This is a genomic window from Cytobacillus gottheilii (assembly GCF_018582665.1).
GTDB lineage: Bacteria > Bacillota > Bacilli > Bacillales > Cytobacillaceae > Cytobacillus > Cytobacillus gottheilii.
In genome coordinates, this window is the sequence record NZ_CP071709.1 from 1,345,764 (window position 1) to 1,366,751 (window position 20,988).

A 20,988-nucleotide genomic window follows, 5' to 3' on the forward strand; every position below is an offset into this window, starting at 1 on the left:
AGGAGGCTGATGGTGAATGACATGGAAAGAGAAAGCTGAACGCTGGAGTCAATTTGAGCAAGTACAGGAAGATTTAAAGCTTGAACTCCAAAATTTAAAACAAGATGAAAAGCTTTTAGAAGATGCCTTCTATAAGGAATTAGAATTCGGAACGGGTGGCATGCGCGGTGTTATTGGGCCTGGCACAAACCGCATGAATATCTATACCGTTCGCAAGGCTTCAGCAGGATTGGCTGCATACATAGAAGAACAAGGATTAGAAGCCAAGCATCGCGGAGTAGCAATTGCTTACGATTCCAGACATATGTCGCCTGAATTTGCGATGGAGGCTGCGAAAACATTGGCAACCCGCGGAATCCAGACCTATGTTTTTGATGGGCTAAGACCAACTCCAGAGCTGTCTTTTGCAGTCAGATATTTGCATGCGTTTGCAGGTATTGTTATAACAGCTAGTCATAATCCGCCTGAATATAATGGCTATAAAGTTTACGGACCAGACGGTGCACAGCTTGGTCTTGCAGCAGCAGATGAGGTCATCGGCAAGGTTAATGAAATTGAAAATGAACTTACGATTGAAGTAAATGATGAAAATGAGTTAAAAGAACAAGGACTCATTACCATGATCGGTGAAAATATTGATCGGGCTTATAATCAGAAGCTTATGACGATTTCCGAGCATCCGCATCTGGGAGAGGATTCTGATATAAAGATTGTCTTTACGCCGCTTCATGGCACTGCGAATAAACCTGTTCGCAATGGTCTCCAATCTCTTCACTATAAACATATTTATACGGTTAAGGAACAGGAACTGCCTGATCCTAATTTTTCAACTGTAGCTAGTCCAAACCCTGAGGAAAGGTCTGCATTTCACCTTGCCATTGAGGAAGGGAAACGCGTGAATGGTGATATATTAATTGCCACTGATCCAGACGCTGACCGTATCGGTGTTGCGGTGAAGATGCAGGATGGAGAATATACGCTATTAAGCGGAAATCAAACGGGTGCGTTATTGCTGCACTATGTACTGACGCAGAAAAAGGCGAAAGGAACGCTTCCAGACAATGGCATAATGATGAAAACGATCGTTACTTCAGAGCTTGGAAGCAAGGTAGCAGCCTCCTTTGGAGTGAAATCAGAAGATGTGCTGACTGGCTTTAAATTCATTGCCGAAAAAATAAATGAATATGAAGGTACATATAAATTCTTGTTTGGATATGAAGAAAGCTATGGCTATTTAATTGGTGATTTTGCGCGGGATAAGGACGCTGTGCAGGCGGCACTGCTAGCTGTAGAAGCAGCAGCCTTTTATAAGAAGGAAGGCAAATCACTTTATGATGTCCTTATAGAAATATACGAGACACATGGCTACTACATGGAAGGACTTGAGTCTTTAACTTTAAAAGGAAAAGAAGGTGCTGAAACTATTCAGCAAATTTTATCATCATTCCGTTCTGAACCTTTAACAGAATTAGAAACTATAAAGGTAAATGCGGTTGAGGATTATTTAACAGGCATTCGTACAGAATTGGATGGGGCAGAAAATCAAATATCGCTGCCAAAATCAAATGTTATCAAATACTTTTTTAAAGATGGCACTTGGATTTGTCTTCGTCCATCCGGAACCGAACCAAAGATTAAGTTCTACTTCGGCATCACGGCAGACTCCTTTGAAGCCAGCAGTGAGAAATTAGACAAGATAAAAGAGTCATTTATGAAGAATGTTGAAAATAAATTGCAGGTAATAGCAAAATAATTGGGTGTCCAATAGTCATCATTTGACTATTGGACGCTTTTTTGTTTTTTTTTCAGCCCCGTTTTTGCAGCAATCTACGACTTTTGATGTATAAAATTCCTCCTAATTTCGAACGCAAGCGGTACAGAAACGTTTTATAATGGAATTAGCTATAACAGGGGGAGTTATGATGAAAGAGAAAAGAGATCATGAATTACAAACCTTAAGGGAGATTGCTGAGCTTTTAAACACTGGCACTGATGTAGATTCTCTTCTCAAAAATGTCCTCGAAAGGCTGCTTCATATTACTGAGCTCGAGACAGGATGGATTTTTTTAATTGATGAGGATGGAAATCATGAGCTGGCTGCAGCTGTGAATCTGCCAAGGGCGCTGGCGCGAAACAACACTGCCCGAATGTGTTCAGGAGACTGCTGGTGTCTTAATAAATATAAAAATGGCCATCTGTGTGAGGCTACAAATATTATGGGCTGCAAACGAATTGAAAAAATACTGGCTGAAAAAGTGGAGCATACAAACGGGCTTACACATCATGCATCTGTACCGCTTCGTGCCGGAAACGAACGGTTTGGCATTCTAAATGTAGGAACACCTGAAAAAACGACTTTTAATGACGGTGAGCTTGCACTGTTAGAGTCGGTTGCATTTCAAATTGGAACAGCATTGAAGAGAATACATCTTACACGGCTTGAGCAGGAAGCTGCACTATCAGCTGAGCGTAATCGTCTTGCCCGCGATCTTCATGATTCTGTTAATCAATTGCTGTTTTCCTTGAGTTTAACAGCAAGAGGAGGAGCAGAGATCGCAGAAAACACAGAAACAAAAGAAACATTTACATATATTCAAGATTTAGCACAGGAAGCCTTACAAGAAATGAGAGCTCTGATCTGGCAGCTAAAACCGCATGGACTTGAAAATGGCTTAATCTCTGCTCTAACGACCTATAGTGAAATGATTGGCATAAGGCTTCATACTACAGTGCAAGGTCTTATATGTTTGTCAGAACAGATGGAAGCAGCATTATGGAGAATCGGCCAGGAAGCACTGGCAAATAGCAAGAAGCACTCTGGAGAGAGTGATGTTTATTTAGTATGTGAAGTAGATTCAGAAAGTATCTTTTTTCAGATAAGAGATGAAGGTACAGGATTTCATTACGATCAAAAAGCATTGATTCCATCACTTGGCTTAAAAAGCATGAAAGAGCGTGCTGAACAGATGCAAGGTTCCTTCCAGCTTAAAAGCTCACCAGGTGATGGAACAGACATTATCATTACATTGCCCTTGTCATAAGGAGTTGAAAAAATGGCCATCAGGTTATTAATTGCAGACGATCACCATATTGTCAGACGCGGTCTGGCGTTCTTCTTAAAAACACAAAAAAACATTGAGATCATCGGAGAAGCTTCAAACGGACAAGAAGCAGTTTCGATGGCCGAGGCTTTTCAGCCAGATGTTATTTTAATGGACCTTGATATGCCTGTCATGAATGGCATTGAGGCTACGAGGGAAATTACTAAGAGATCATTGCCCTCTAAAATCATGATCCTTACGAGCTTTTCTGATCAAGACCATGTAATCCCTGCCATTGAAGCAGGCGCAGCTGGATATCAGTTAAAAGATGTTCAGCCAGATGTGCTGGTGCAAGCCATTGAAAAGCTTGTAAAGGGAGAAAATGAAATTCATCCAAAAGCAACTGCACATTTGCTTAAACAGCTTAGCCAGCGTCAATCAGAGCAGAATGAATTAAATGTCCTTACCAAAAGAGAAAAGGATGTATTGCGGGAAATTGCTGCAGGCAAAAGCAATAAAGAAATCGCAGCAGCTCTATTTATTACTGAAAAAACAGTCAAAACACATGTCTCCAACCTCCTATCTAAGCTTCAGGTAACAGACCGCACACAAGCAGCACTGCTGGCGGTGCGGCTTGGAATACATAAGTATTAACGCAAGAAAAACACGAGCAGCATCGCTCGTGTTTTTTTGGTGGAATTCGCCTATATAGAATGTGCTTCTGTATGTTCAAGAATATGTTCCGCAGACAATTCATTGGCATGGTCAATATATCTCAGTAAAGAATATAAGTTTCTTTCTACTACTGTGTAGTCTTTTTCAAAATTATAAGCATGCAGGAAATGCTCAATTTTTTTTGAAAGAAACTGATCGTGTGTACGAACCATTAATATTAATAAGTTATCCCATTCAGAACGATGGGTGTAATACAAGGCGCGGTCATAATCAACTTTATTCATCATCTTGCCTCCTCTTTCAGGAGTTGATAATAGTGTATGTCAACTTAATGTTTTATTTCTCAGTAAATGTTGGTCATCCATGTTTACAGGGCTTTTCAACTTTTACCTGTATAAGCTTTTTGTTTTTGCGGAAGGTAAAAATGAAATGAAAGAGGAAGGATTTTTTCATGAAACGAATTGTGCTAATATTATTTGCTTTATTCTTTTTAACGGGAGGCATAGCGGCAAAAGCTGCTATTATTAATCCGTATGTACCATATCATTACGATATTTTGAAACAAGATTTGAAAAAGATGAAAAAGCAATACCGTTTTATCAAGGTTAAGAAGTTCGGCAAATCATCATTTGGGCGGAATCTTTATGCTGTAAGACTAGGCGAAGGAAAACAAAATATTCTTATTGTTGGTTCCCATCATGGGCGTGAATGGCTGACAACAAGCTTAACAATGAAAATGATGGAGGATTATGCCTATGCCTATCAGCGGAAAAAAGGGATTGGAGGATATTCATACAGCCTCTTAGACGAGGTCTCTATCTGGTTTATTCCTATGCTGAATCCTGATGGAGTCGTCCTGCAGCAGGAAGGAATAGATGCTTTTCCAAAAGGTTTTCATGCAAGACTGCTTGAAATGAATGATGGCCGTTCTGATTTTACAAGCTGGAAAGCGAATGGAATTGGAATTGATTTAAATAGGCAATATCCTTCAGGCTGGGATGAATTGCAGACGGGATCTGAAAAGCCATCCTGGCAATTTTATAAAGGAGAGCATCCAATTGAAGCTGCGGAAGTAAAAGCGCTTGTTCGTTTTGTGAATAAAATAAATCCAGAGCTTGCAGTGGCATACCATTCTTCCGGGCAGGAAATTTTCTGGGATTATCATAATGATGCTCATTCTGCAAGAGATCGGGCTATTGCAAATGAAGTAGCAGAATTAACAGGATACCCATTATCTGAGCCCTCCGCTGAAGCTGTAGGAGGTGGCTTTAAAGACTGGTTTATAACAGAATTCCGCAAACCAGCCATGACCATTGAGATATGCAGGCTGGTCGAAGATCGTGCTCCGCCCATAAGCGAGCTCTATGAGGAATGGGAAAGGAATCAGCATGTCGGCATCCTCCTGGCAAATGAAGCGAGAAAAATGATCGAAAAGGAAAATCGTTGACATAAAAAATACATTTTTTGAAAAAATAAAGGCAATGACAAACATATGGAGGTACGCATGAAACGATTATCCGTCCTGTTATTAGCACTTTTTTTCATAATAAATGCAGCTCTTCCTGTCCATGCGGAAGAAAAGCCGGATTATGAAAAATACGGAAGAATTGCAACAGTTGTTGTGAAAGAGGATTATCCAGGCGAGGCAGTAGTAGAGTATAAATACGGCGGCCGCAGAAAATTGACGGAAGAAGAAGTAATGGACACTTTTGTCTTCATTGTAAAAGAGAACGGTAAAGACAAAACCATTCTAGTTAAAGTCACTCATTTGCTTAGTGATAATAAGTCGTTAAGCCTGACCGTTGAAGAACAGAAATAGGGATTGTTTGTTTCCAGCGAATGTTTTTTCAATGTAATTCTGCTGAGATTGCATGAAAGGGCATTCGTTTTTCTATATTTGTAAACCGACTCACCAGCAGCCTTGCTTGGTGTTTTTTTTTGGTTTTTTTAATGCAATAAGAAATGGATTTTAAAAAATGTTTCTGCTAGTCTAAAGATATGAAGAGATGGCGGGGAGGCAGACCTGGTGGCGAAAGAGAAAATACTCGTTGTTGAAGACGAAGTGAAAATTGCGCGCTTGCTTGAATTGGAACTGGGATTTGAAGGATATGAAGTGACCAAGGTGTTTGATGGTTTAGATGGATTGGAAAAATTCAGAACAGAAAACTGGGATTTAATCCTGCTAGATGTGATGCTGCCGGGACTAAGCGGAATTGAACTGCTGCGCAGAATCAGAGCAGGGAATAAATCTACACCTGTGCTCCTTCTTACGGCCAAAAGTTCGGTGGAGGATAAAGTTTCTGGACTTGATTTAGGTGCAAATGATTATATTACAAAGCCTTTTCAAATTGAAGAACTGCTTGCAAGAGTGCGGGTTGCACTGCGCAACAAACAGAGTGAACAAAATGAAGAACAAATAGATACTTTAGAAATAGAAAATTTGAAAATCAATGAAAAAACAAGAGAAGTGACTAGAGGGGATGTACAAATTGAATTAACACCGCGGGAATTTGATCTTTTATCATTCTTGCTTCGCAATAAGAGACAGGTGCTGTCCAGAGATCAAATATTAGAGGCTGTATGGGGCTACGATTTCATGGGTGATACAAATGTGGTTGATGTGTATATTCGCTATGTCCGCAAAAAAATTGAACCAGCAGGAGAGCCCTCCCTTATTCATACGATCCGGGGTGTAGGCTACGTCATAAAGGAGCCAAAATGAAGCTTCGAAATAAAATCAACTTGTACACATCTGTATTATTTGCCTTCCTTATTATTGTCATGAATGCTGCTCTTTTCTTTCTGTTTTCAAAAATGATTGTAGACAGTGAACTGGAAACAGCCAGGAATGAGTTAGAAAACCTGGCTCAGGAGATTGACCAATCCCTAGGGCAAATACCTCCAGCCGATCTGCTTAGGGCATATGCTCCTTTAGATGGGGTTATTCAAATAGTGCAAGATGTTAATGGTGATTTGAAAAGCACGATAGGCTCAAATTCAGAAGAAAACCGGAAATTATTAGACGAGATGGATGAACAATTTTATCAGTCAGAACAAACGGAAGAATTGGTTCTTCGCAATCAGCATTATGCCTTTTCGTCTATTCCCATTATTTTACCGGATGGAGAAGTTGCCAATCTGCAGACGGTCAAAAGCATTCAATCAGCCATTAATATCCTGCAGCTGTTTCGGATTGTTCTTGTCATTGTGACATTGCTGACACTTGTTCCTGTGTTAATATCAAGCAGAATCTTGAGCAGTTTTATCATGAATCCAATCATTTCAATGATTGAGACGATGAAGGAAATCAGGGAGAGCGGACAGTTTAAACAGCTTAAGCTAGAGGGGAAATCGAAGGACGAACTTCATATAATGGGAGATACGTTTAATCACATGATTACTTTATTGGAAAATAATTATGAAAAGCAAAAACAGTTTGTTTCCAATGCTTCCCATGAATTCAAAACCCCTTTAACCGTTATTGAAAGTTATGCGAGTTTATTAAAACGAAGAGGCTTACAAGATCCGGCTTTATTCGAGGAATCTGTTGAAGCGATTCATTCTGAAGCCATAAGAATGAGAGAAATGACTGAACAGCTGTTATTGCTGGCAAAGCACCATGAACAATGGAATATTGAATGGAACGACATTCAGCTGAAACCTTTTTTGCTTCAAACTGCTAAGGCGTTTGAGCAAGCCTATAACCGAAAAATCTCATTTAATTGTGACGAGACTTCCATTGTGCGTACAGATGAGCAAAAGCTCAAACAGCTGCTGTTTATCTTTCTGGATAATGCGAGGAAATATAGTGATGATGACATCATTCTTTCATGTGAAAAAAAGAACCAGAAAGTACTTATCCATATTCAGGATTTTGGTTCAGGCATCGGTGAAAAGGATTTGCCGCGGGTATTTGAACGATTTTATCGGGTGGATGAAGCAAGAACAAGGCAAAATGGCGGTACTGGTCTCGGACTTTCACTGGCAAAGGAAATGGCAGATGTAATGGGCATCCAGCTGGAGCTTAAAAGTGAAAAAGGGGCTGGTACCACGGTCACTTTAATATTTAATTAAGGAAATTCTCATCCATTTCTCATTTTTCTGTTTCATAATGTGGAGAGAAGGATGGAGGGGGAAATAGATGAAAAACAAATGGATATGGATCCTAACTGTATTGGTTTTGGCTGGTTTTATCGCAGGTTTTTTTCTATTTAATCAGGAAAAAGCAATGACAATGGAAGAAGCCAAAACACTTATTGCGAATCGTTATACAGGCGAGGTAATCAATATTGAAGAAATGGACGGAGAGTTTATTGCCGAGATGAATCGCGATACCGGAAACTATCAGGTTGCCATTGATGCCTTCAATGGAGAAACAAAATCCCTCGAAAAAACAGGAACGAACGAGAACACAGATACTCCTGAAAAAAGCGATGAACCAGTTGAAAAGGAAATCTTAACACAACAGCAGATTAAAGATCAGCTTAAAGCAGCAGGTCATGAGGTGACTTCTGTTAAAAGCAGCACATCAAATGAGAATAAACGGTATGTGGCTGAAGTGGAAAATGGAGAACAAAAAAGCCAGCTTGAAATAGATGCTGTAACAGGCGAAATTCTTAAAACTACTCCAATTGAAGAGACGACTACAAAAATTTTAACAGAAGAGCAAGCGAAAGAAATTGCCCTGCAAACGGTTAATGGCTCTATTGATGACATTGATCTTGAATCCATCAATGACCAGCCCTACTACCTAGTAGAAATTGAGACAGAAGATGATCAAGAAGCCGTCGTCCAAATCAACGCGATCACAGGCAAATACACTATATCATGGGAAGAAGATTAAAGATTGGCCAGGGGAATGGGATTCCCTTGGTTTTTTTGATTCTGCTTCGAGTGGAGGAGGGGTGTATCAATGGCTTTAACGATCCATCTTGATAAATTTCATGGACTTCGGTCTGGCAGATAACTCCGAAAATAACGGGCGACTATCCATCTTATCAAACTCCTCTTGAATTAAATTCAGCAGATAAAAAAGCAAATTCATAAATTTTGTGCCTCTTTTTAGATATAAAACCTGCTAAAATCGATATCCGCCAGCATTTTTACTCCTAAATGAGTAAATTTCATTTCTTTCTCATCATTTTCTAATGTTATTCTACCGTTTCTTTAAGATAAGAAGACTATATTGATATTGTAGAAAACAAATTGAAGGAGGAAACAAAATGAAAAAGAAAATTTGGATTGGTGCACTTGCAGGGTTAGTTGTATTAGGAGGAGCAGCTGCAGCTGGCGCAACACAAAAATCAGCTGAGGAGCAGGCAACAAAAGAAATGATTACTTTGGAGAAGGCGAAGGAGCTGGCCTTAAAAGAACAGCCAGGTGTAATTGAAAGCATTGAACTGGAAAGCAATTTAAAAGGACGCTACTATGACGTTGATATTGATAACAATGATGACCGCATGGATTATGACGTGGATATTGATGCATATACTGGCGAAGTTTTATCTGTTAGAGAAGATCGTGATGATGACGATGATTTCGATGATCAGGATGATGATCATGTACAAAACAGTCAAGCAAACTCTTCAGCATCAGGTCAAAGCACACAAACTGCTGATCAAAAGATCTTATCTGAAAAAGACGCCATTGCCATTGCAGAAAAAGAAACTAACGGCAAAGTAAAGGAAATGGACTTGGATAGCGATGATGGCACAATGAAGTATGAATTCGAGTTGCGCACAAAAAATGGCGAAGCAGAAATTGAATTAGACGCAGTAACAGGCGAAGTATTGGAACTGGAATTTGATAACGATAATGACTAATTTCCGGCAGGCTGTTAAACAGCCTGTTTTTTTATGCAGTAATGAATTTAAGAGACATCTATAAAAATACGAGCATGAATCATCATTCCCCGTCCCTGCTCATAGATTAGGATAAGGACTTAAAGGGGGAGTGGCAAATGCAAGTGGAGGATGCGAAAGCACTCGAATATGCGATACATGAGATTACGGAAATTGCCAGCGGGTTTGGTCTCGACTTTTATCCGATGCGTTATGAAATTTGTCCGGCAGATATTATTTATACATTTGGAGCCTATGGAATGCCAACTCGTTTCTCACACTGGAGCTTTGGCAAGCAATTCTTTAAAATGAAGCTTCAATATGATCTTGGACTTTCAAAAATATATGAGCTTGTAATCAATTCCGATCCATGTTATGCCTTTTTGCTTGATTCAAATTCACTTATACAAAATAAGCTCATCGTCGCGCACGTCTTGGCGCACTGCGACTTCTTCAAAAACAATGTTCGCTTCCAGAATACAAAGCGCGATATGGTTGAAAGTATGGCAGCAACAGCTGAAAGGATTCGCTTATATGAAGTTGAACATGGCAGAAAAGAGGTTGAGACATTTTTAGATGCGGTTCTTGCCATTGAGGAGCATATTGATCCTTCCTTAATGCGGCCAAAGTTTGCGTGGAGCACAGAAGAAAGTGAATTTGAAAGCTCTGATAGCATAGCGGCTTCTCCATATGATGATCTTTGGGGTTTAGATGATCGCGGGCCAAAGCAGGAAAAAATAAAGAAAAAACGCAAATTTCCGCCTCGTCCTGAGAAGGATTTAATGCTTTTTATTGAAAGCTATAGCCGTGAATTGACAGATTGGCAGCGCGATATTTTAACCATGATGCGCGAGGAAATGCTGTATTTCTGGCCGCAGCTTGAAACGAAAATTATGAACGAAGGCTGGGCTTCCTATTGGCATCAGCGGATTTTAAGAGAACTTGATTTAACAAGCTCAGAAGCAATTGAATTTGCAAAATTAAATGCTGGTGTTGTGCAGCCATCCAGAACGGGCATCAACCCTTATTATCTAGGCTTAAAAGTGTTTGAGGATATCGAAGAGCGCTACAATCACCCTACTGAGGAAATGAAGCGGCGTGGAGTTCAGCCAGGTTCAGGTCGGGAAAAGATGTTTGAGGTGCGTGAAATTGAATCCGATATTTCCTTTTTACGCAATTATCTAACAAAAGACCTTGTCATGAGAGAGGATATGTATTTATTCCAAAAGCAGGGCAAGGATTACAAAGTAGTTGATAAACAATGGGAAAACGTGCGTGATCAGCTGGTTGGCATGAGAGTAAATGGAGGCTTTCCTTATCTAACGGTAACGGATGGCGATTATCTGAAAAATGGCGAGCTGTATATAAAGCATTGGTATGAAGGCATTGAACTTGATCTGAAATATTTGGAAAAAGTACTTCCATATATCCATCAGCTATGGGGGAGAAATGTCCACATGGAGAGCATGGTGGAAGGCAAGGAAATGGTATTTTCTTATGATGGAAAGTCTATCCACCGCAAGTACCTATAAAGGCATCTCTATAGAATTGAAAAGCCGCAAAATTGCATGGAATTCCGTGCGTATTGCGGCTTCCTTGTGCTTAATAATTAGTAAACACTACTAATAGCTTAGTGTATCGCCTTTTTCTTAAATCTGCCGCCGCGCACCTCAGATATATTGGCAACTGCCAAAAACGCATTGGGGTCTAATTCTTCTACAATTGTTTTTAATTTTGCTTCCTCAAGCCGTGTAATCACGACAAAGATCACTTTTTTATTGTCCCCTGTAAAAGCGCCTTCGCCATTTAAATATGTGACTCCTCTGCCAAGCCGAGCTATAATTGCTTCTCCTATTAATTGGTGATTCTCACTAATGATCCATGCTGATTTTGATTCATCTAAACCTTGAATCACAACATCAATTGTTTTAAAAGCAATAAAGTATGTAATAATCGAGTACATCGCCCGATCCCAGCCAAATACGAAACCAGCTGTCACAAAAATAAAGACATTAAAAAACATGATTATTTCGCCAACTGAAAACGGAAGATTTTTATTAAGTAAAATGGCAAGAATTTCTGTGCCATCCAGGGATCCGCCATAACGAATGACAATGCCAACGCCAATTCCTAAGCTGATGCCGCCAAAAACGGTGGCTAATAACAGGTCACTCGTGAAGACAGGAACATTATGGAGCAGCAATGTGGTGAGAGAGAGAACGCCAATGCCGAGCAGAGTAGAAAGAGCAAAGGTTTTTCCAATTTGTTTATAACCTATATAGAAGAAGGGGATATTCAGGAGAAATATAAAAATCCCAAGCTTTATATGTGTTAAGTGAGACAATATAATCGATATGCCTACAATACCGCCATCCAGAATTTGATTTGGCACTAAAAACTCTTCAATGCCAATCCCCATAAAAATGGCTCCAATAATAATAAATATAATTCTCTTAAAGACTTTCCCTTTCGATGTTGCTCTGTGCAACTGCTGATTGTTCATTTCTTCAGGAGTCAATTCCATCAGCAAACCTCCTTTCCTATCATATCTATTTTAGCACGATTAGAAAAAATAAAATGAAAATTCTGTCCAGCATCTGTATAAAATGACTTATTATAAATGATTATCTCTGTCCTTATCTGGGAAAAGGAGACTATACTCTCAAATCTACTGTAAAGGATGTGAATAAAAGTGAACCGTGCAATTACTTTTGGAAAAAAGCTGTCTGCAGAATTAAAAGAAGATCGTGCAACAGGACTTGCAGCAGAGCAGGCTTACTATTATATGTTGGCAATATTCCCGTTGTTGATCTTAATGATCTCTATTTTGCCATATTTATCTATTGATCCGCAAACGGTGCTCACATATTTAAGCAGTATTTTGCCTGGAGATACGTTCAGCTTAATTGAGGAAAATGTTATTAATATTATAACGGTGCCAAATGGAGGGTTACTGACCTTCGGGATTATCGGTACACTTTGGTCGGCATCCAATGGAATGATGGCCTTTATTCGTGCTATGAATACGGCATTTGATGTAGAGGATTCCAGATCTTTTATCATAGTTAGGCTTATATCAATTGGGTTAACGCTTGGTTTAATCCTTGCTATTGTAACCGCAATGCTGCTTCCGATATTCGGGAATGTCATTGTCGACTTTATTGGACAATTCATTTATATTCCCAATAATATGGAAGTTTTGATCAATATTTTACGCTATGTCATTGCGATCGTTGTTATGGCAACTGTACTGGCTTGTCTTTATAAATTTGCGCCAGACAAGCATTATCCATTTAAGGAAGTATTGCCTGGAGCTTTTGCAGCGACAGTTATTTGGCAGATTATCTCCTTTGGTTTATCCATTTATGTTAATAATTTTGCCAACTACTCAGCCACATACGGAAGCCTTGGTGGTGTAATTGTGCTAATGCTTTGGTTTTACTTAACAGGCTTGACCTTTGTTCTTGGAGGAGAAATTAACGCCTTGCTTCACAGAAGGAAAAAAGGACAAGCCATGAACAAAGCAAAAACAGCTGCAATGTAAATGACTTGGAGACATATACCGCTCCATTTTGACAATTGAACACATAAAAAAAAGCGAGGAATGTTCCTCGCTTTTTTCTATTCACAAACGTTTTATAGTTTATGGATAAAAGGAATTTTAATTTTCCACCACTTGGTAATGGATTTAGGTGTCTCCTTCACGCTGGAAATAAGCGATGTAAAAACACCTTTCTTAAATTCAAAATCCTTCTGCAGCTCTTGCTGCTGCATTTTAAGTGCGTCAGTTTCATGCTTCAATACATTCATCTTATGCTGCAATCGGCTATTTGTCTCATTCAGTCGTTCAATACTTGGCTGTGCCTCTTTCAATGTCTTTACTGCCGAAATGATAAAATACACAATTGCAAGCACAATTACAGCGATACTTGCATACACAATAAACATTCTATCCCTCCCAAGTTGTCGGATGTGCTGCCATCATTTAATGGATAAACTAATTGTATTCTTTTTTTACCCTTTAAGCATGAAAAATAACAACTGTTAAAAAATATAGTCAAGTTTGCATTAGAAAATCCGACAATTATTATTATTCTTTCACAAAAAAGATTGAACAATCTGTTTGTGTGGTACATAATATATATGAGCATATATTCATATACAAAAGAGGAGGGAATTCGATGGGACACTCACACTCACATTCACATTCACACGGTCATTCACATCATCATCATTCAACCAACAATAAAAAAGCATTGCTTACTGCCTTTATTTTAATTGCCGGCTTTATGGTCGTAGAGGTGATTGGAGGACTGGTTACAAATAGTCTCGCACTTTTGTCAGATGCAGGACATATGCTTAGTGACGCGGCGGCTTTAGGGCTGAGCTTTTTAGCGATCAAGCTGGGTGAAAAAAAGGCGACCATAAGCAAATCCTTTGGGTATAAACGCTTTGAAATCATTGCAGCTTGGGTTAATGGTGTTACACTCTTACTTATCTCTCTTTATATTTTCTATGAGGCTTATCACAGGCTTCTTGACCCGCCAGAGGTTCAAAGTCTTGGTATGCTGACGATCTCTGTTATCGGACTTATTGTGAATATTATTGCCGCCTTTATTTTAATGAGCGGTGATAAGGACCATAATTTAAATGTCCGCAGTGCATTCCTGCATGTCATTGGTGACTTGCTTGGTTCAGTTGGTGCCATTACAGCTGCATTGCTTATGTATTTCTTTGGCTGGGGAATAGCGGATCCGATTGCAAGTATTATTGTCGCAATCTTAGTATTAATCAGTGGATGGCGAGTCATGAAGGATTCCTTTCATATTTTAATGGAGGGAACCCCAGAGAATTTGAATCCCGAAACAATAAAAAACGCACTTTTAAAGATTGGCCAGGTGTCCGATGTGCATGACTTGCATATATGGACAATTACTTCTGGTTTTCCCGCGTTAAGCTGTCATGTCGTCTTAACTGATGATCAGGGGCATGATGCTGTACTGAAAAAGGCTCAAGGCATATTACATGATGAATATGGCATTGAGCACAGCACAATTCAGGTTGAAGGGAAGACAGAGGGATGTCCAAGTCATCATGGCACATGTAATTAATGCTGTGCATGATCGATAGTTTGCTTTAATATGCTTAAGACGTGTTCATCATCATGACTATAATAAAGGGTAGTTCCTTCTCGGCGGAACTTCACTAAGCGCAGGTTTTTAAGGAAGCGCAGCTGATGTGAGACCGTTGATTGCAGTAATGATAGCTTCTCGGCAATATCATTAACAGAAAACTCTCCCTTCGAAAGCAAATGCAGGATTCGCAGGCGAGTAGGATCTGACAATGCTTTAAATGTCTGAGAAACAATAAATAAAGTTTCTTCATCAAAATCGTCTTCAAGTAAAGAGTATGGCTGTTCATTTGTCATTGCAGAACACACCTCCTAATTATTGATATTATAATCCTGATTAGGCTCTTACAGCAAAGAAAACCACCGGTTAAGGTGGTTTTTTTGATGCAGCAGAAGAAATTATTCTTCTTTAATGCTATTTTTTATTTCGCCCATAAGCGTTTTCATTTCCTGGTGAAGCTTGTCATCCGTCAGATTAAGCTTTTCCTTCATTTCTTGAAAGCTTTTTCCGTCTTTTTTTAATTGAATGATTGTATTGAAGTCTTCACCTGAAGACTTAGACATGGCTGCAGCTGTAATGATAAAGTGCAGGCTCATATTCTCTTCTTTTATTAATGTTTCAAGATCAGCTTCATTTTTACCTGTATAAACGGATAAAGTTTTGAGAACCTCCGTCTGATGCTTCTTGAGAAATCGTCCCTTTGCTTTATAATGCTGTTTCATTTTCTGTAGATCTACACCGAATTGCTGTGCTGTTTTGTCCCAAGATGAACCGTTCTTTTTATATGAAGCTAATACATCTTCAACTTTTGCCTGCGAAAATTTTGCTATAAACGATGCTTTATAGATTTCTTCTTTGCTGTAGCCCTTATCTATTAAGGAATCAACCAGTTCTTTATCCATAAAACGATGTCCATGATGATCTCCTTCTCCGCCTTCCTGAGCAAATGCACTTCCTAATGAAGGGCAAAGAAGAGTGAAAATCGACAAGAATACTATAAGGATTTTTTTCATATTTGATCTCCTTTATCGTTAATAAACTTCAAACTTTAGCTTGTCCAAAAAAAGGCAATTCATGAAGGTAAACTTGAAAAAGAGAGAAAGTGAAGAAATGAGCGTATAAAAATTGAAAAAATGATATTATTTCGCTTTAATGTAACTATACCTAAACGTAGTGACTGAATGTGCCATAGGATGGTGGATATGAAAATACTAGTAGTGGAAGATAATCAAAGTGTTTGCTCTATGCTCGAAATGTTTTTTATGAAAGAAGGATATGAGGGAACGTTCATACATGATGGGCAATCCGGTTTTGACCATTTTAATAAGGAAGCATGGGATTTAATTATTTTAGATTGGATGCTGCCAGTGATGGATGGTGTGACGTTATGCCGTAAGATTCGGGAGCTTAGTAAAGTGCCCATTATTATGCTGACTGCAAAAGATAGCGAATCAGATCAGGTGCTGGGACTTGAAATGGGGGCTGATGACTATGTGACAAAACCGTTTAGCCCGCTGACATTAATGGCGAGAATTAGAGCCGTCACCAGAAGATTTCATATGGACACGGAGGAAAAAGAGGAAGACAAATACATCACAACGGCTCATTTTAAAATCAGCAAAGAAACAAGAGAAGCTTATTTTAACGGTAATTTGCTTGGAAATCTAACACCAAAAGAGTTTGATCTTTTGTATTACTTTGTGAAAAATCCTAAGCAAGTATTCACAAGAGAGCAGCTGCTCGATAAGGTGTGGGGTTATCAATTTTACGGAGATGAACGGACAGTTGATGTTCATATTAAACGATTAAGGAAAAAGATCGGCACAGCACGCCAGCCGTTTATACATACAGTATGGGGCATAGGCTATAAGTTTGATGAAAGTGCGGATGATCATGAAAGTTAAATATTTTTATCAGCTGCTGATCAGCCATATTATTATTCTGATTCTAGCTTTTTTGCTGCTTAGTCTGCTGTTTTCACAATTCCTGGAGAACTATATTTTTGAAAATAAGGTAGAAGAACTTGAATCCTATGGAAAGCAGATCCTGACTGATCTGACAGTTAGAATCGAAGGAACAGAAGAATTTTTAAATGAATATAGCGAGATTCTTGAGGCCCGTAATATTCAGTATATTTTATTTGATCGAAAGGGAAGAGTTCTTTATCCAGAACTGCAGGAGCCGGTTGTCCTTTTATCTGAACAAGAATGGCTGGAGCTTTCGGCCGGAAATGGCATTTCAGTCCTCCATGATATCAAACGCTTTGATCAGGAGGTAACACTTGTGGCACTGCCTTATATGAATGGTGATCAGCTCATTGGCGGAGTTATTCTTCTTTCCCCGATCAGCGGGGCAATTCAAATGATCAGCCAGCTTAATAAGTTTCTGCTTTATACCATCATTATTTCTTTGACTGCTACCATTCTGTTAAGCTGGTTCCTTGCCAAAAACTTAATTAAACGGATTCGCGACCTAAGAGATGCTACTTCTATGATTTCATCCGGCAATTATGATGTCAATGTTCCTCATGTGCACATGGATGAGATTGGCCAGCTGGCAAAGGATTTTAATGAAATGGCCGCAAAGTTAAAAAAATCGAATGAAGAAATCGATCGGCTAGAAAACAGAAGAAGAAAATTTATAGCGGATGTTTCACACGAAATGAGAACTCCGCTCACGACGATTAGCGGATTAGCTGAAGGAATCCAGAATAATCTCATTCCGGAGCAGGAAATGGAAAAGGGGATGAATTTAATTGATCGCGAGGCCAAAAGGCTGATTCGGCTGGTCAATGAGAATCTCGATTATGAGAAAATACGATCCAATCAATTACAGCTTCATAAGATAAACGTGAATCTGCTCGAGACCTTTGAGGTTGTAGCTGATCAGCTCCTCCTTCAGGCCGAAGAAAAAAACAATACCATTATTATTGAGGCAGAGCCGCAAACAACAGTTGTAGCGGATTATGATCGATTAGTGCAAATCCTTGTAAATATATTAAAAAACAGCATTCAATTCACTGAAAATGGAGAGATTTATTTAAGGTGCGAGGAAAGCGATCATGCAACAAATATCATGATAGAAGACAATGGGATTGGAATCGATCCTGAAGAAGTAGAAATGATTTGGGAAAGATTTTATAAAGCGGATGTTTCGAGGACAAGCAATTCTTTCGGAGAATTCGGCATTGGATTATCAATTGTCAAACAGCTGGTGGAACTGCACGATGGGAAAATTGAAGTGAAAAGTGAAAAAGGGAAGGGTACAACATTTTTTATTCAGCTGCCAAATGTGTCTTGAATACCTAAAATGGAAACAAAAAATCTCGGCCAATAGCCGAGATTTTCTGCTTCATTCAATTATGGCATAACTTCTGTTTCTGTTAATGCGACCGGTTTTGTCTGCTGCTGCGGCAGAGGTTGAGGAGCCTGTTCCAGTATTTCAGGAAGACGGTTTACTTCAAGGTATTTAATGTGATGGTCTTCCATTTCCATCACTTTAAATCGATATGAACCGTGGGTAATCACGTCACCTTCTTGTGCTTCATAATTTTCCGTTAAAATCCAGCCGCCAATAGTATCAACATCTTCATCATTGATATCGATTCCGAGCATGTCATTGATCTCGCTGACAAGCACTTTTGAATCGATGATAAAATGATCTTCCTTAACCGTTTGAATCATTGGGATTTCGTCATTGTCAAATTCGTCGCGAATCTCTCCAACGATTTCCTCAATAATATCTTCCACGGTTACAAGACCTGATGTACCGCCGTATTCATCCATTAAAATAGCTAAATGAATGCGTTCTTTTTGCATTTTTAACAGCAGGTCATGAATTGGGGTACTGTCAATTACACGGATAATTGGACGAATATAAGGCTCAAGTGTTTTCACCGCTGTATTCTTTTTTGCAATTAAGTCGGTCATGACTTCCTTCATATTAATCATGCCAATAATATGGTCTTTATCACCATCGATAATAGGGTATCTTGTGAAGTTTTCTGTCTGTGCCGTCTGAAGGACGGTTTCTACATTGTCTTCCTTTGATAAGGAAATAATTTCTGTCCGCGGAACCATAATTTCTTTTGCAATTCGATTGTCAAACTCAAATATTTTATTTACATACTTGAACTCTGATTGGTTAATTTCCCCGCTCTCATAGCTTTCTGAAAGAATGATGCGAAGCTCTTCCTCGGAATGGGCAAGTTCATGTTCAGATGCAGGCTTTAATCCGAATAATCCGGTTAAAAAGCGTGCAGATCCATTTAAGAACCAAATAAATGGATACATGATGCGATAGAACCAAATAAGTGGATGTGCAATAACTAATGTCACTGCTTCAGCCTTTTGAATCGCCAGCGTTTTCGGTGCAAGCTCTCCAACTACAACATGAAGGAATGTAACAATTAAAAATGCACATGCAATAATGAGTACATGTGAAACATCATCGGATAAACCGAAAAACTGGATAATTGGACTAAGCAATACTTCAAAAGTAGGCTCTCCAAGCCATCCGAGTGCTAACGCAGTAATGGTTATCCCTAACTGACATGCTGATAAATACTCATCTAAATTGGTAATTAATTTTTTTGCGGCTATCGCTCTTGTACTGCCTTCTTCAATTAACTGATCGATTCGTGAGCTTCTAATCTTCACAATGGCAAATTCCGAAACTACAAAAAATGCCGTCAAAGCAATCAAAGTGGCGAAAATAACCAAATTAAATATGTCCAAATAAGTTCCCCTTCTCCCGTGTTAACGGGCAGGGTGTCACCTCCTGATTAATGGAAAAATAAGGTTAACTCGTTAGACTGACAAGTGATTGCAGCAATGCAGATCCTTCCAGTGAAAGCTTTTTAGAAAAACCGTTTTTGTTTTTCTCATCCAAATTCTTAATGAGCGGCATAAGGACGGATATTTCATTTTGAAGCTGTTTCATTTGCAATGTTACTGCATCGATTTGCATTTCAACTTCTACAGTGCGAATTTCCCTATTTGTCCTCATTTCTAGTTTTCTCTTAATCTCCTCTAAAGGAATATGCATTTTTTTGCATTCCTCAATAAAGCGTAAATCAACTAATACTTCTTCCGAATAAAATCGATAATTAGACTTTGAACGCGTCGCTTGGATTAGACCTATAGATGTATAGTAGTCTATTGTTCTTTTAGAAACATTTGCGATTTCTGCTAGTTCACCGATGCGATATAATGCCCCATCTTACCACCTCAGCTTATCATTAGTTGTAATTATTATACGTTACTAAAAACCATACAGTCAAACGTTCCAGTTGGAAAAAATGGATATATAAAAGTATATGAAATTTGAATAAAAAAATGATTACGAAATATTCTGATTTTAATGGTGGTCATTTGATTTGTTAAGTATATGGGGAAACAGATTGATTTTAGAGTGAGGAGGGGATATGTGGCAGATAAAAATGGCAATCCTCCCCATAATGAAATGTCTTATTTTTTCATATGGGAAGATCGCTGATTCTTATTGTTACTTTAAACTTTCAAACCATTCACGGTACAGCAAGCCATATACAGCAAGATCATGAAAATGATCGTAAAGAAATTCAGCATCGCGAACAATTCCTTCTTGTTTGAATCCAAGTCTTTCTGGTATAGCCCTGCTCTTCGTGTTGCCGATTCCGCAGCGGATTTCAATCCGGTTTAACTTAAGTTCTAAAAAGCTGTAGTTTACTATTGCCTGTACACTTCTTGTCATAATCCCTTTGCCCTGGAAGCCCTCACCCAGAAAATATCCAATGCTTGTCTGTTTATTATGCCAATCGATTTGATGAAGGCCGATCGAGCCTGCTAATTTTCCTTTATACCGAATGCCCGCATTAAAGCCATTATTATCGGCAAATTGCTTTAGCCACATTGGGATAATCGAGTTGTATTGAACAGCAGATGTGGTGTTATCTACCCACGGAAGCCATTTTCGCAAATGCTGCCGGTTAAAATCAACTAAAGCAAATAATTCCTCGGTATGCTGAAGCTGAAATAATTGCAGCTCTAATTCTTCGTCAACTTTTAACGTAAACATGATGATTCCCCCTCCTGAATTAACATCATCATAACGAATGTATGAAGAAAAAAATAGATTATTTTCAGTATTTTAAAAATAAACAAGCTTAGTAAAGGGATTACAGACTGAATGTATTTGTATAGTGTATTTTATTTTGTTGGCGGCTTAGTTTCAGCTATACTATAAAAGGGTATAAATACGAAAATTAGAAGGATTTTCCTTAAATGGTTTTCAGCTCGAAAAATGAATGATGGAGGAAGA

General features: G+C 38.8%; 23 protein-coding genes. 14 read left to right on the forward strand and 9 right to left on the reverse strand.

Annotated elements, in window-relative coordinates:
* Nucleotides 1-16 precede the first annotated feature (16 nt).
* The 3 genes from J1899_RS06630 to J1899_RS06640 all read left to right on the forward strand — a co-directional run bounded on the left by J1899_RS06630 (nt 17) and on the right by J1899_RS06640 (nt 3,695).
* The gene (locus tag J1899_RS06630) at nt 17-1,753 is read left to right on the forward strand and encodes a phospho-sugar mutase (protein WP_214478135.1); all 1,737 of its coding nucleotides are present in this window, start codon (nt 17-19) and stop codon (nt 1,751-1,753) included.
* Nucleotides 1,754-1,919: 166 nt separating this feature from the next.
* Nucleotides 1,920-3,041, forward strand: coding sequence for a GAF domain-containing sensor histidine kinase (locus J1899_RS06635; protein ID WP_214478136.1), 1,122 nt, complete (start codon nt 1,920-1,922; stop codon nt 3,039-3,041).
* A gap of 12 nt (nt 3,042-3,053) precedes the next feature.
* On the forward strand, nt 3,054-3,695 hold the full coding sequence (locus tag J1899_RS06640) for a response regulator (protein WP_066448044.1): 642 nt from the start codon (nt 3,054-3,056) through the stop codon (nt 3,693-3,695).
* Nucleotides 3,696-3,745: 50 nt separating this feature from the next.
* Here J1899_RS06640 and J1899_RS06645 read toward each other — a convergent pair whose 3' ends face one another.
* Entirely contained in the window at nt 3,746-4,000 is a 255-nt protein-coding gene (locus tag J1899_RS06645; protein WP_066448038.1) for a YhdB family protein, read from the reverse strand.
* Nucleotides 4,001-4,167: 167 nt separating this feature from the next.
* Here J1899_RS06645 and J1899_RS06650 point away from each other — a divergent pair, with 167 nt between their 5' ends.
* The 5 genes from J1899_RS06650 to J1899_RS06670 all read left to right on the forward strand — a co-directional run bounded on the left by J1899_RS06650 (nt 4,168) and on the right by J1899_RS06670 (nt 8,559).
* Entirely contained in the window at nt 4,168-5,163 is a 996-nt protein-coding gene (locus J1899_RS06650) for a M14 family metallopeptidase (RefSeq protein ID WP_214478137.1), read from the forward strand.
* A gap of 57 nt (nt 5,164-5,220) precedes the next feature.
* Nucleotides 5,221-5,535 carry a DUF3889 domain-containing protein gene (locus J1899_RS06655; RefSeq protein WP_066448025.1) on the forward strand — a complete coding sequence of 105 codons (315 nt, stop codon included), beginning with the start codon at nt 5,221-5,223 and terminating at the stop codon, nt 5,533-5,535.
* Between the two features lie 207 nt (nt 5,536-5,742).
* Nucleotides 5,743-6,438: a response regulator transcription factor gene (locus tag J1899_RS06660; protein ID WP_214478138.1), complete on the forward strand. Its 696-nt coding sequence runs from the start codon at nt 5,743-5,745 to the stop codon at nt 6,436-6,438.
* On the forward strand, nt 6,435-7,790 hold the full coding sequence (locus J1899_RS06665) for a sensor histidine kinase (protein WP_214478139.1): 1,356 nt from the start codon (nt 6,435-6,437) through the stop codon (nt 7,788-7,790). Before J1899_RS06660 ends, J1899_RS06665 begins: the two co-directional genes overlap by 4 nt.
* A gap of 67 nt (nt 7,791-7,857) precedes the next feature.
* Complete coding sequence (locus J1899_RS06670) at nt 7,858-8,559, forward strand: PepSY domain-containing protein (protein WP_214478140.1); 702 nt, start codon at nt 7,858-7,860, stop codon at nt 8,557-8,559.
* A gap of 75 nt (nt 8,560-8,634) precedes the next feature.
* Here J1899_RS06670 and J1899_RS22725 read toward each other — a convergent pair whose 3' ends face one another.
* Nucleotides 8,635-8,760: a hypothetical protein gene (locus J1899_RS22725; RefSeq protein WP_281420645.1), complete on the reverse strand. Its 126-nt coding sequence runs from the start codon at nt 8,758-8,760 to the stop codon at nt 8,635-8,637.
* A 178-nt stretch (nt 8,761-8,938) separates the two neighbouring features.
* Here J1899_RS22725 and J1899_RS06675 point away from each other — a divergent pair, with 178 nt between their 5' ends.
* Together J1899_RS06675 and J1899_RS06680 are read left to right on the forward strand one after the other, a co-directional pair.
* Entirely contained in the window at nt 8,939-9,538 is a 600-nt protein-coding gene (locus J1899_RS06675; protein WP_066448016.1) for a PepSY domain-containing protein, read from the forward strand.
* A 137-nt stretch (nt 9,539-9,675) separates the two neighbouring features.
* Entirely contained in the window at nt 9,676-11,088 is a 1,413-nt protein-coding gene (locus J1899_RS06680) for a SpoVR family protein (RefSeq protein ID WP_214478141.1), read from the forward strand.
* A gap of 98 nt (nt 11,089-11,186) precedes the next feature.
* Here J1899_RS06680 and J1899_RS06685 read toward each other — a convergent pair whose 3' ends face one another.
* Nucleotides 11,187-12,080 (reverse strand): YitT family protein, encoded by an 894-nt coding sequence (locus tag J1899_RS06685; protein WP_066448011.1) that lies wholly within the window; start codon nt 12,078-12,080, stop codon nt 11,187-11,189.
* A gap of 168 nt (nt 12,081-12,248) precedes the next feature.
* Between J1899_RS06685 and J1899_RS06690 the strand changes: the two genes are divergently transcribed.
* The gene (locus J1899_RS06690; protein WP_066448005.1) at nt 12,249-13,100 is read left to right on the forward strand and encodes a YihY/virulence factor BrkB family protein; all 852 of its coding nucleotides are present in this window, start codon (nt 12,249-12,251) and stop codon (nt 13,098-13,100) included.
* A gap of 92 nt (nt 13,101-13,192) precedes the next feature.
* Here J1899_RS06690 and J1899_RS06695 read toward each other — a convergent pair whose 3' ends face one another.
* Nucleotides 13,193-13,504, reverse strand: a complete 312-nt coding sequence (locus tag J1899_RS06695) for a DUF948 domain-containing protein (RefSeq protein ID WP_066448001.1) — start codon at nt 13,502-13,504, stop codon at nt 13,193-13,195.
* Between the two features lie 233 nt (nt 13,505-13,737).
* On the opposite strand from J1899_RS06695, the gene J1899_RS06700 reads away from it, so the two are divergent.
* Nucleotides 13,738-14,667: a cation diffusion facilitator family transporter gene (locus J1899_RS06700; protein ID WP_214478142.1), complete on the forward strand. Its 930-nt coding sequence runs from the start codon at nt 13,738-13,740 to the stop codon at nt 14,665-14,667.
* On the opposite strand, the gene J1899_RS06705 is transcribed toward J1899_RS06700, so the two are convergent.
* On the reverse strand, nt 14,664-14,984 hold the full coding sequence (locus tag J1899_RS06705; RefSeq protein ID WP_151575405.1) for an ArsR/SmtB family transcription factor: 321 nt from the start codon (nt 14,982-14,984) through the stop codon (nt 14,664-14,666). The two genes, J1899_RS06700 and J1899_RS06705, sit on opposite strands and share 4 nt — an antisense overlap.
* Before the next feature lie 102 nt (nt 14,985-15,086).
* On the reverse strand, nt 15,087-15,701 hold the full coding sequence (locus J1899_RS06710) for a hypothetical protein (RefSeq protein ID WP_214478143.1): 615 nt from the start codon (nt 15,699-15,701) through the stop codon (nt 15,087-15,089).
* A 189-nt stretch (nt 15,702-15,890) separates the two neighbouring features.
* Here J1899_RS06710 and J1899_RS06715 point away from each other — a divergent pair, with 189 nt between their 5' ends.
* Both J1899_RS06715 and J1899_RS06720 read left to right on the forward strand, forming a co-directional pair.
* A complete protein-coding gene (locus J1899_RS06715; protein WP_214478144.1) occupies nt 15,891-16,592 on the forward strand; it encodes a response regulator transcription factor in 702 nt (233 codons plus the stop codon).
* A complete protein-coding gene (locus J1899_RS06720; protein ID WP_281420646.1) occupies nt 16,582-17,988 on the forward strand; it encodes a sensor histidine kinase in 1,407 nt (468 codons plus the stop codon). The genes J1899_RS06715 and J1899_RS06720 overlap by 11 nt, the downstream gene beginning before the upstream one ends.
* A 59-nt stretch (nt 17,989-18,047) precedes the next feature.
* Here J1899_RS06720 and J1899_RS06725 read toward each other — a convergent pair whose 3' ends face one another.
* The 3 genes from J1899_RS06725 to J1899_RS06735 all read right to left on the reverse strand — a co-directional run bounded on the left by J1899_RS06725 (nt 18,048) and on the right by J1899_RS06735 (nt 20,745).
* Nucleotides 18,048-19,424: a hemolysin family protein gene (locus J1899_RS06725; protein WP_214478145.1), complete on the reverse strand. Its 1,377-nt coding sequence runs from the start codon at nt 19,422-19,424 to the stop codon at nt 18,048-18,050.
* Between the two features lie 64 nt (nt 19,425-19,488).
* Entirely contained in the window at nt 19,489-19,890 is a 402-nt protein-coding gene (locus J1899_RS06730) for a MerR family transcriptional regulator (protein WP_082851710.1), read from the reverse strand.
* A 303-nt stretch (nt 19,891-20,193) separates the two neighbouring features.
* Nucleotides 20,194-20,745 (reverse strand): GNAT family N-acetyltransferase, encoded by a 552-nt coding sequence (locus tag J1899_RS06735; protein ID WP_214478146.1) that lies wholly within the window; start codon nt 20,743-20,745, stop codon nt 20,194-20,196.
* Nucleotides 20,746-20,988 lie beyond the last annotated feature (243 nt).

Bases quoted from the DNA above. Each gene is read 5' to 3' on its own strand.
- J1899_RS06630 (WP_214478135.1), top strand. From the start codon at position 17: ATGACATGGAAAGAGAAAGCTGAACGCTGGAGTCAATTTGAGCAAGTA.
- J1899_RS06635 (WP_214478136.1), top strand. From the start codon at position 1,920: ATGATGAAAGAGAAAAGAGATCATGAATTACAAACCTTAAGGGAGATT.
- J1899_RS06640 (WP_066448044.1), top strand. From the start codon at position 3,054: ATGGCCATCAGGTTATTAATTGCAGACGATCACCATATTGTCAGACGC.
- J1899_RS06645 (WP_066448038.1), bottom strand. From the start codon at position 4,000: ATGAATAAAGTTGATTATGACCGCGCCTTGTATTACACCCATCGTTCT.
- J1899_RS06650 (WP_214478137.1), top strand. From the start codon at position 4,168: ATGAAACGAATTGTGCTAATATTATTTGCTTTATTCTTTTTAACGGGA.
- J1899_RS06655 (WP_066448025.1), top strand. From the start codon at position 5,221: ATGAAACGATTATCCGTCCTGTTATTAGCACTTTTTTTCATAATAAAT.
- J1899_RS06665 (WP_214478139.1), top strand. From the start codon at position 6,435: ATGAAGCTTCGAAATAAAATCAACTTGTACACATCTGTATTATTTGCC.
- J1899_RS06670 (WP_214478140.1), top strand. From the start codon at position 7,858: ATGAAAAACAAATGGATATGGATCCTAACTGTATTGGTTTTGGCTGGT.
- J1899_RS22725 (WP_281420645.1), bottom strand. From the start codon at position 8,760: ATGAATTTGCTTTTTTATCTGCTGAATTTAATTCAAGAGGAGTTTGAT.
- J1899_RS06675 (WP_066448016.1), top strand. From the start codon at position 8,939: ATGAAAAAGAAAATTTGGATTGGTGCACTTGCAGGGTTAGTTGTATTA.
- J1899_RS06680 (WP_214478141.1), top strand. From the start codon at position 9,676: ATGCAAGTGGAGGATGCGAAAGCACTCGAATATGCGATACATGAGATT.
- J1899_RS06685 (WP_066448011.1), bottom strand. From the start codon at position 12,080: ATGGAATTGACTCCTGAAGAAATGAACAATCAGCAGTTGCACAGAGCA.
- J1899_RS06695 (WP_066448001.1), bottom strand. From the start codon at position 13,504: ATGTTTATTGTGTATGCAAGTATCGCTGTAATTGTGCTTGCAATTGTG.
- J1899_RS06700 (WP_214478142.1), top strand. From the start codon at position 13,738: ATGGGACACTCACACTCACATTCACATTCACACGGTCATTCACATCAT.
- J1899_RS06705 (WP_151575405.1), bottom strand. From the start codon at position 14,984: ATGACAAATGAACAGCCATACTCTTTACTTGAAGACGATTTTGATGAA.
- J1899_RS06710 (WP_214478143.1), bottom strand. From the start codon at position 15,701: ATGAAAAAAATCCTTATAGTATTCTTGTCGATTTTCACTCTTCTTTGC.
- J1899_RS06715 (WP_214478144.1), top strand. From the start codon at position 15,891: ATGAAAATACTAGTAGTGGAAGATAATCAAAGTGTTTGCTCTATGCTC.
- J1899_RS06720 (WP_281420646.1), top strand. From the start codon at position 16,582: ATGAAAGTTAAATATTTTTATCAGCTGCTGATCAGCCATATTATTATT.
- J1899_RS06735 (WP_214478146.1), bottom strand. From the start codon at position 20,745: ATGTTTACGTTAAAAGTTGACGAAGAATTAGAGCTGCAATTATTTCAG.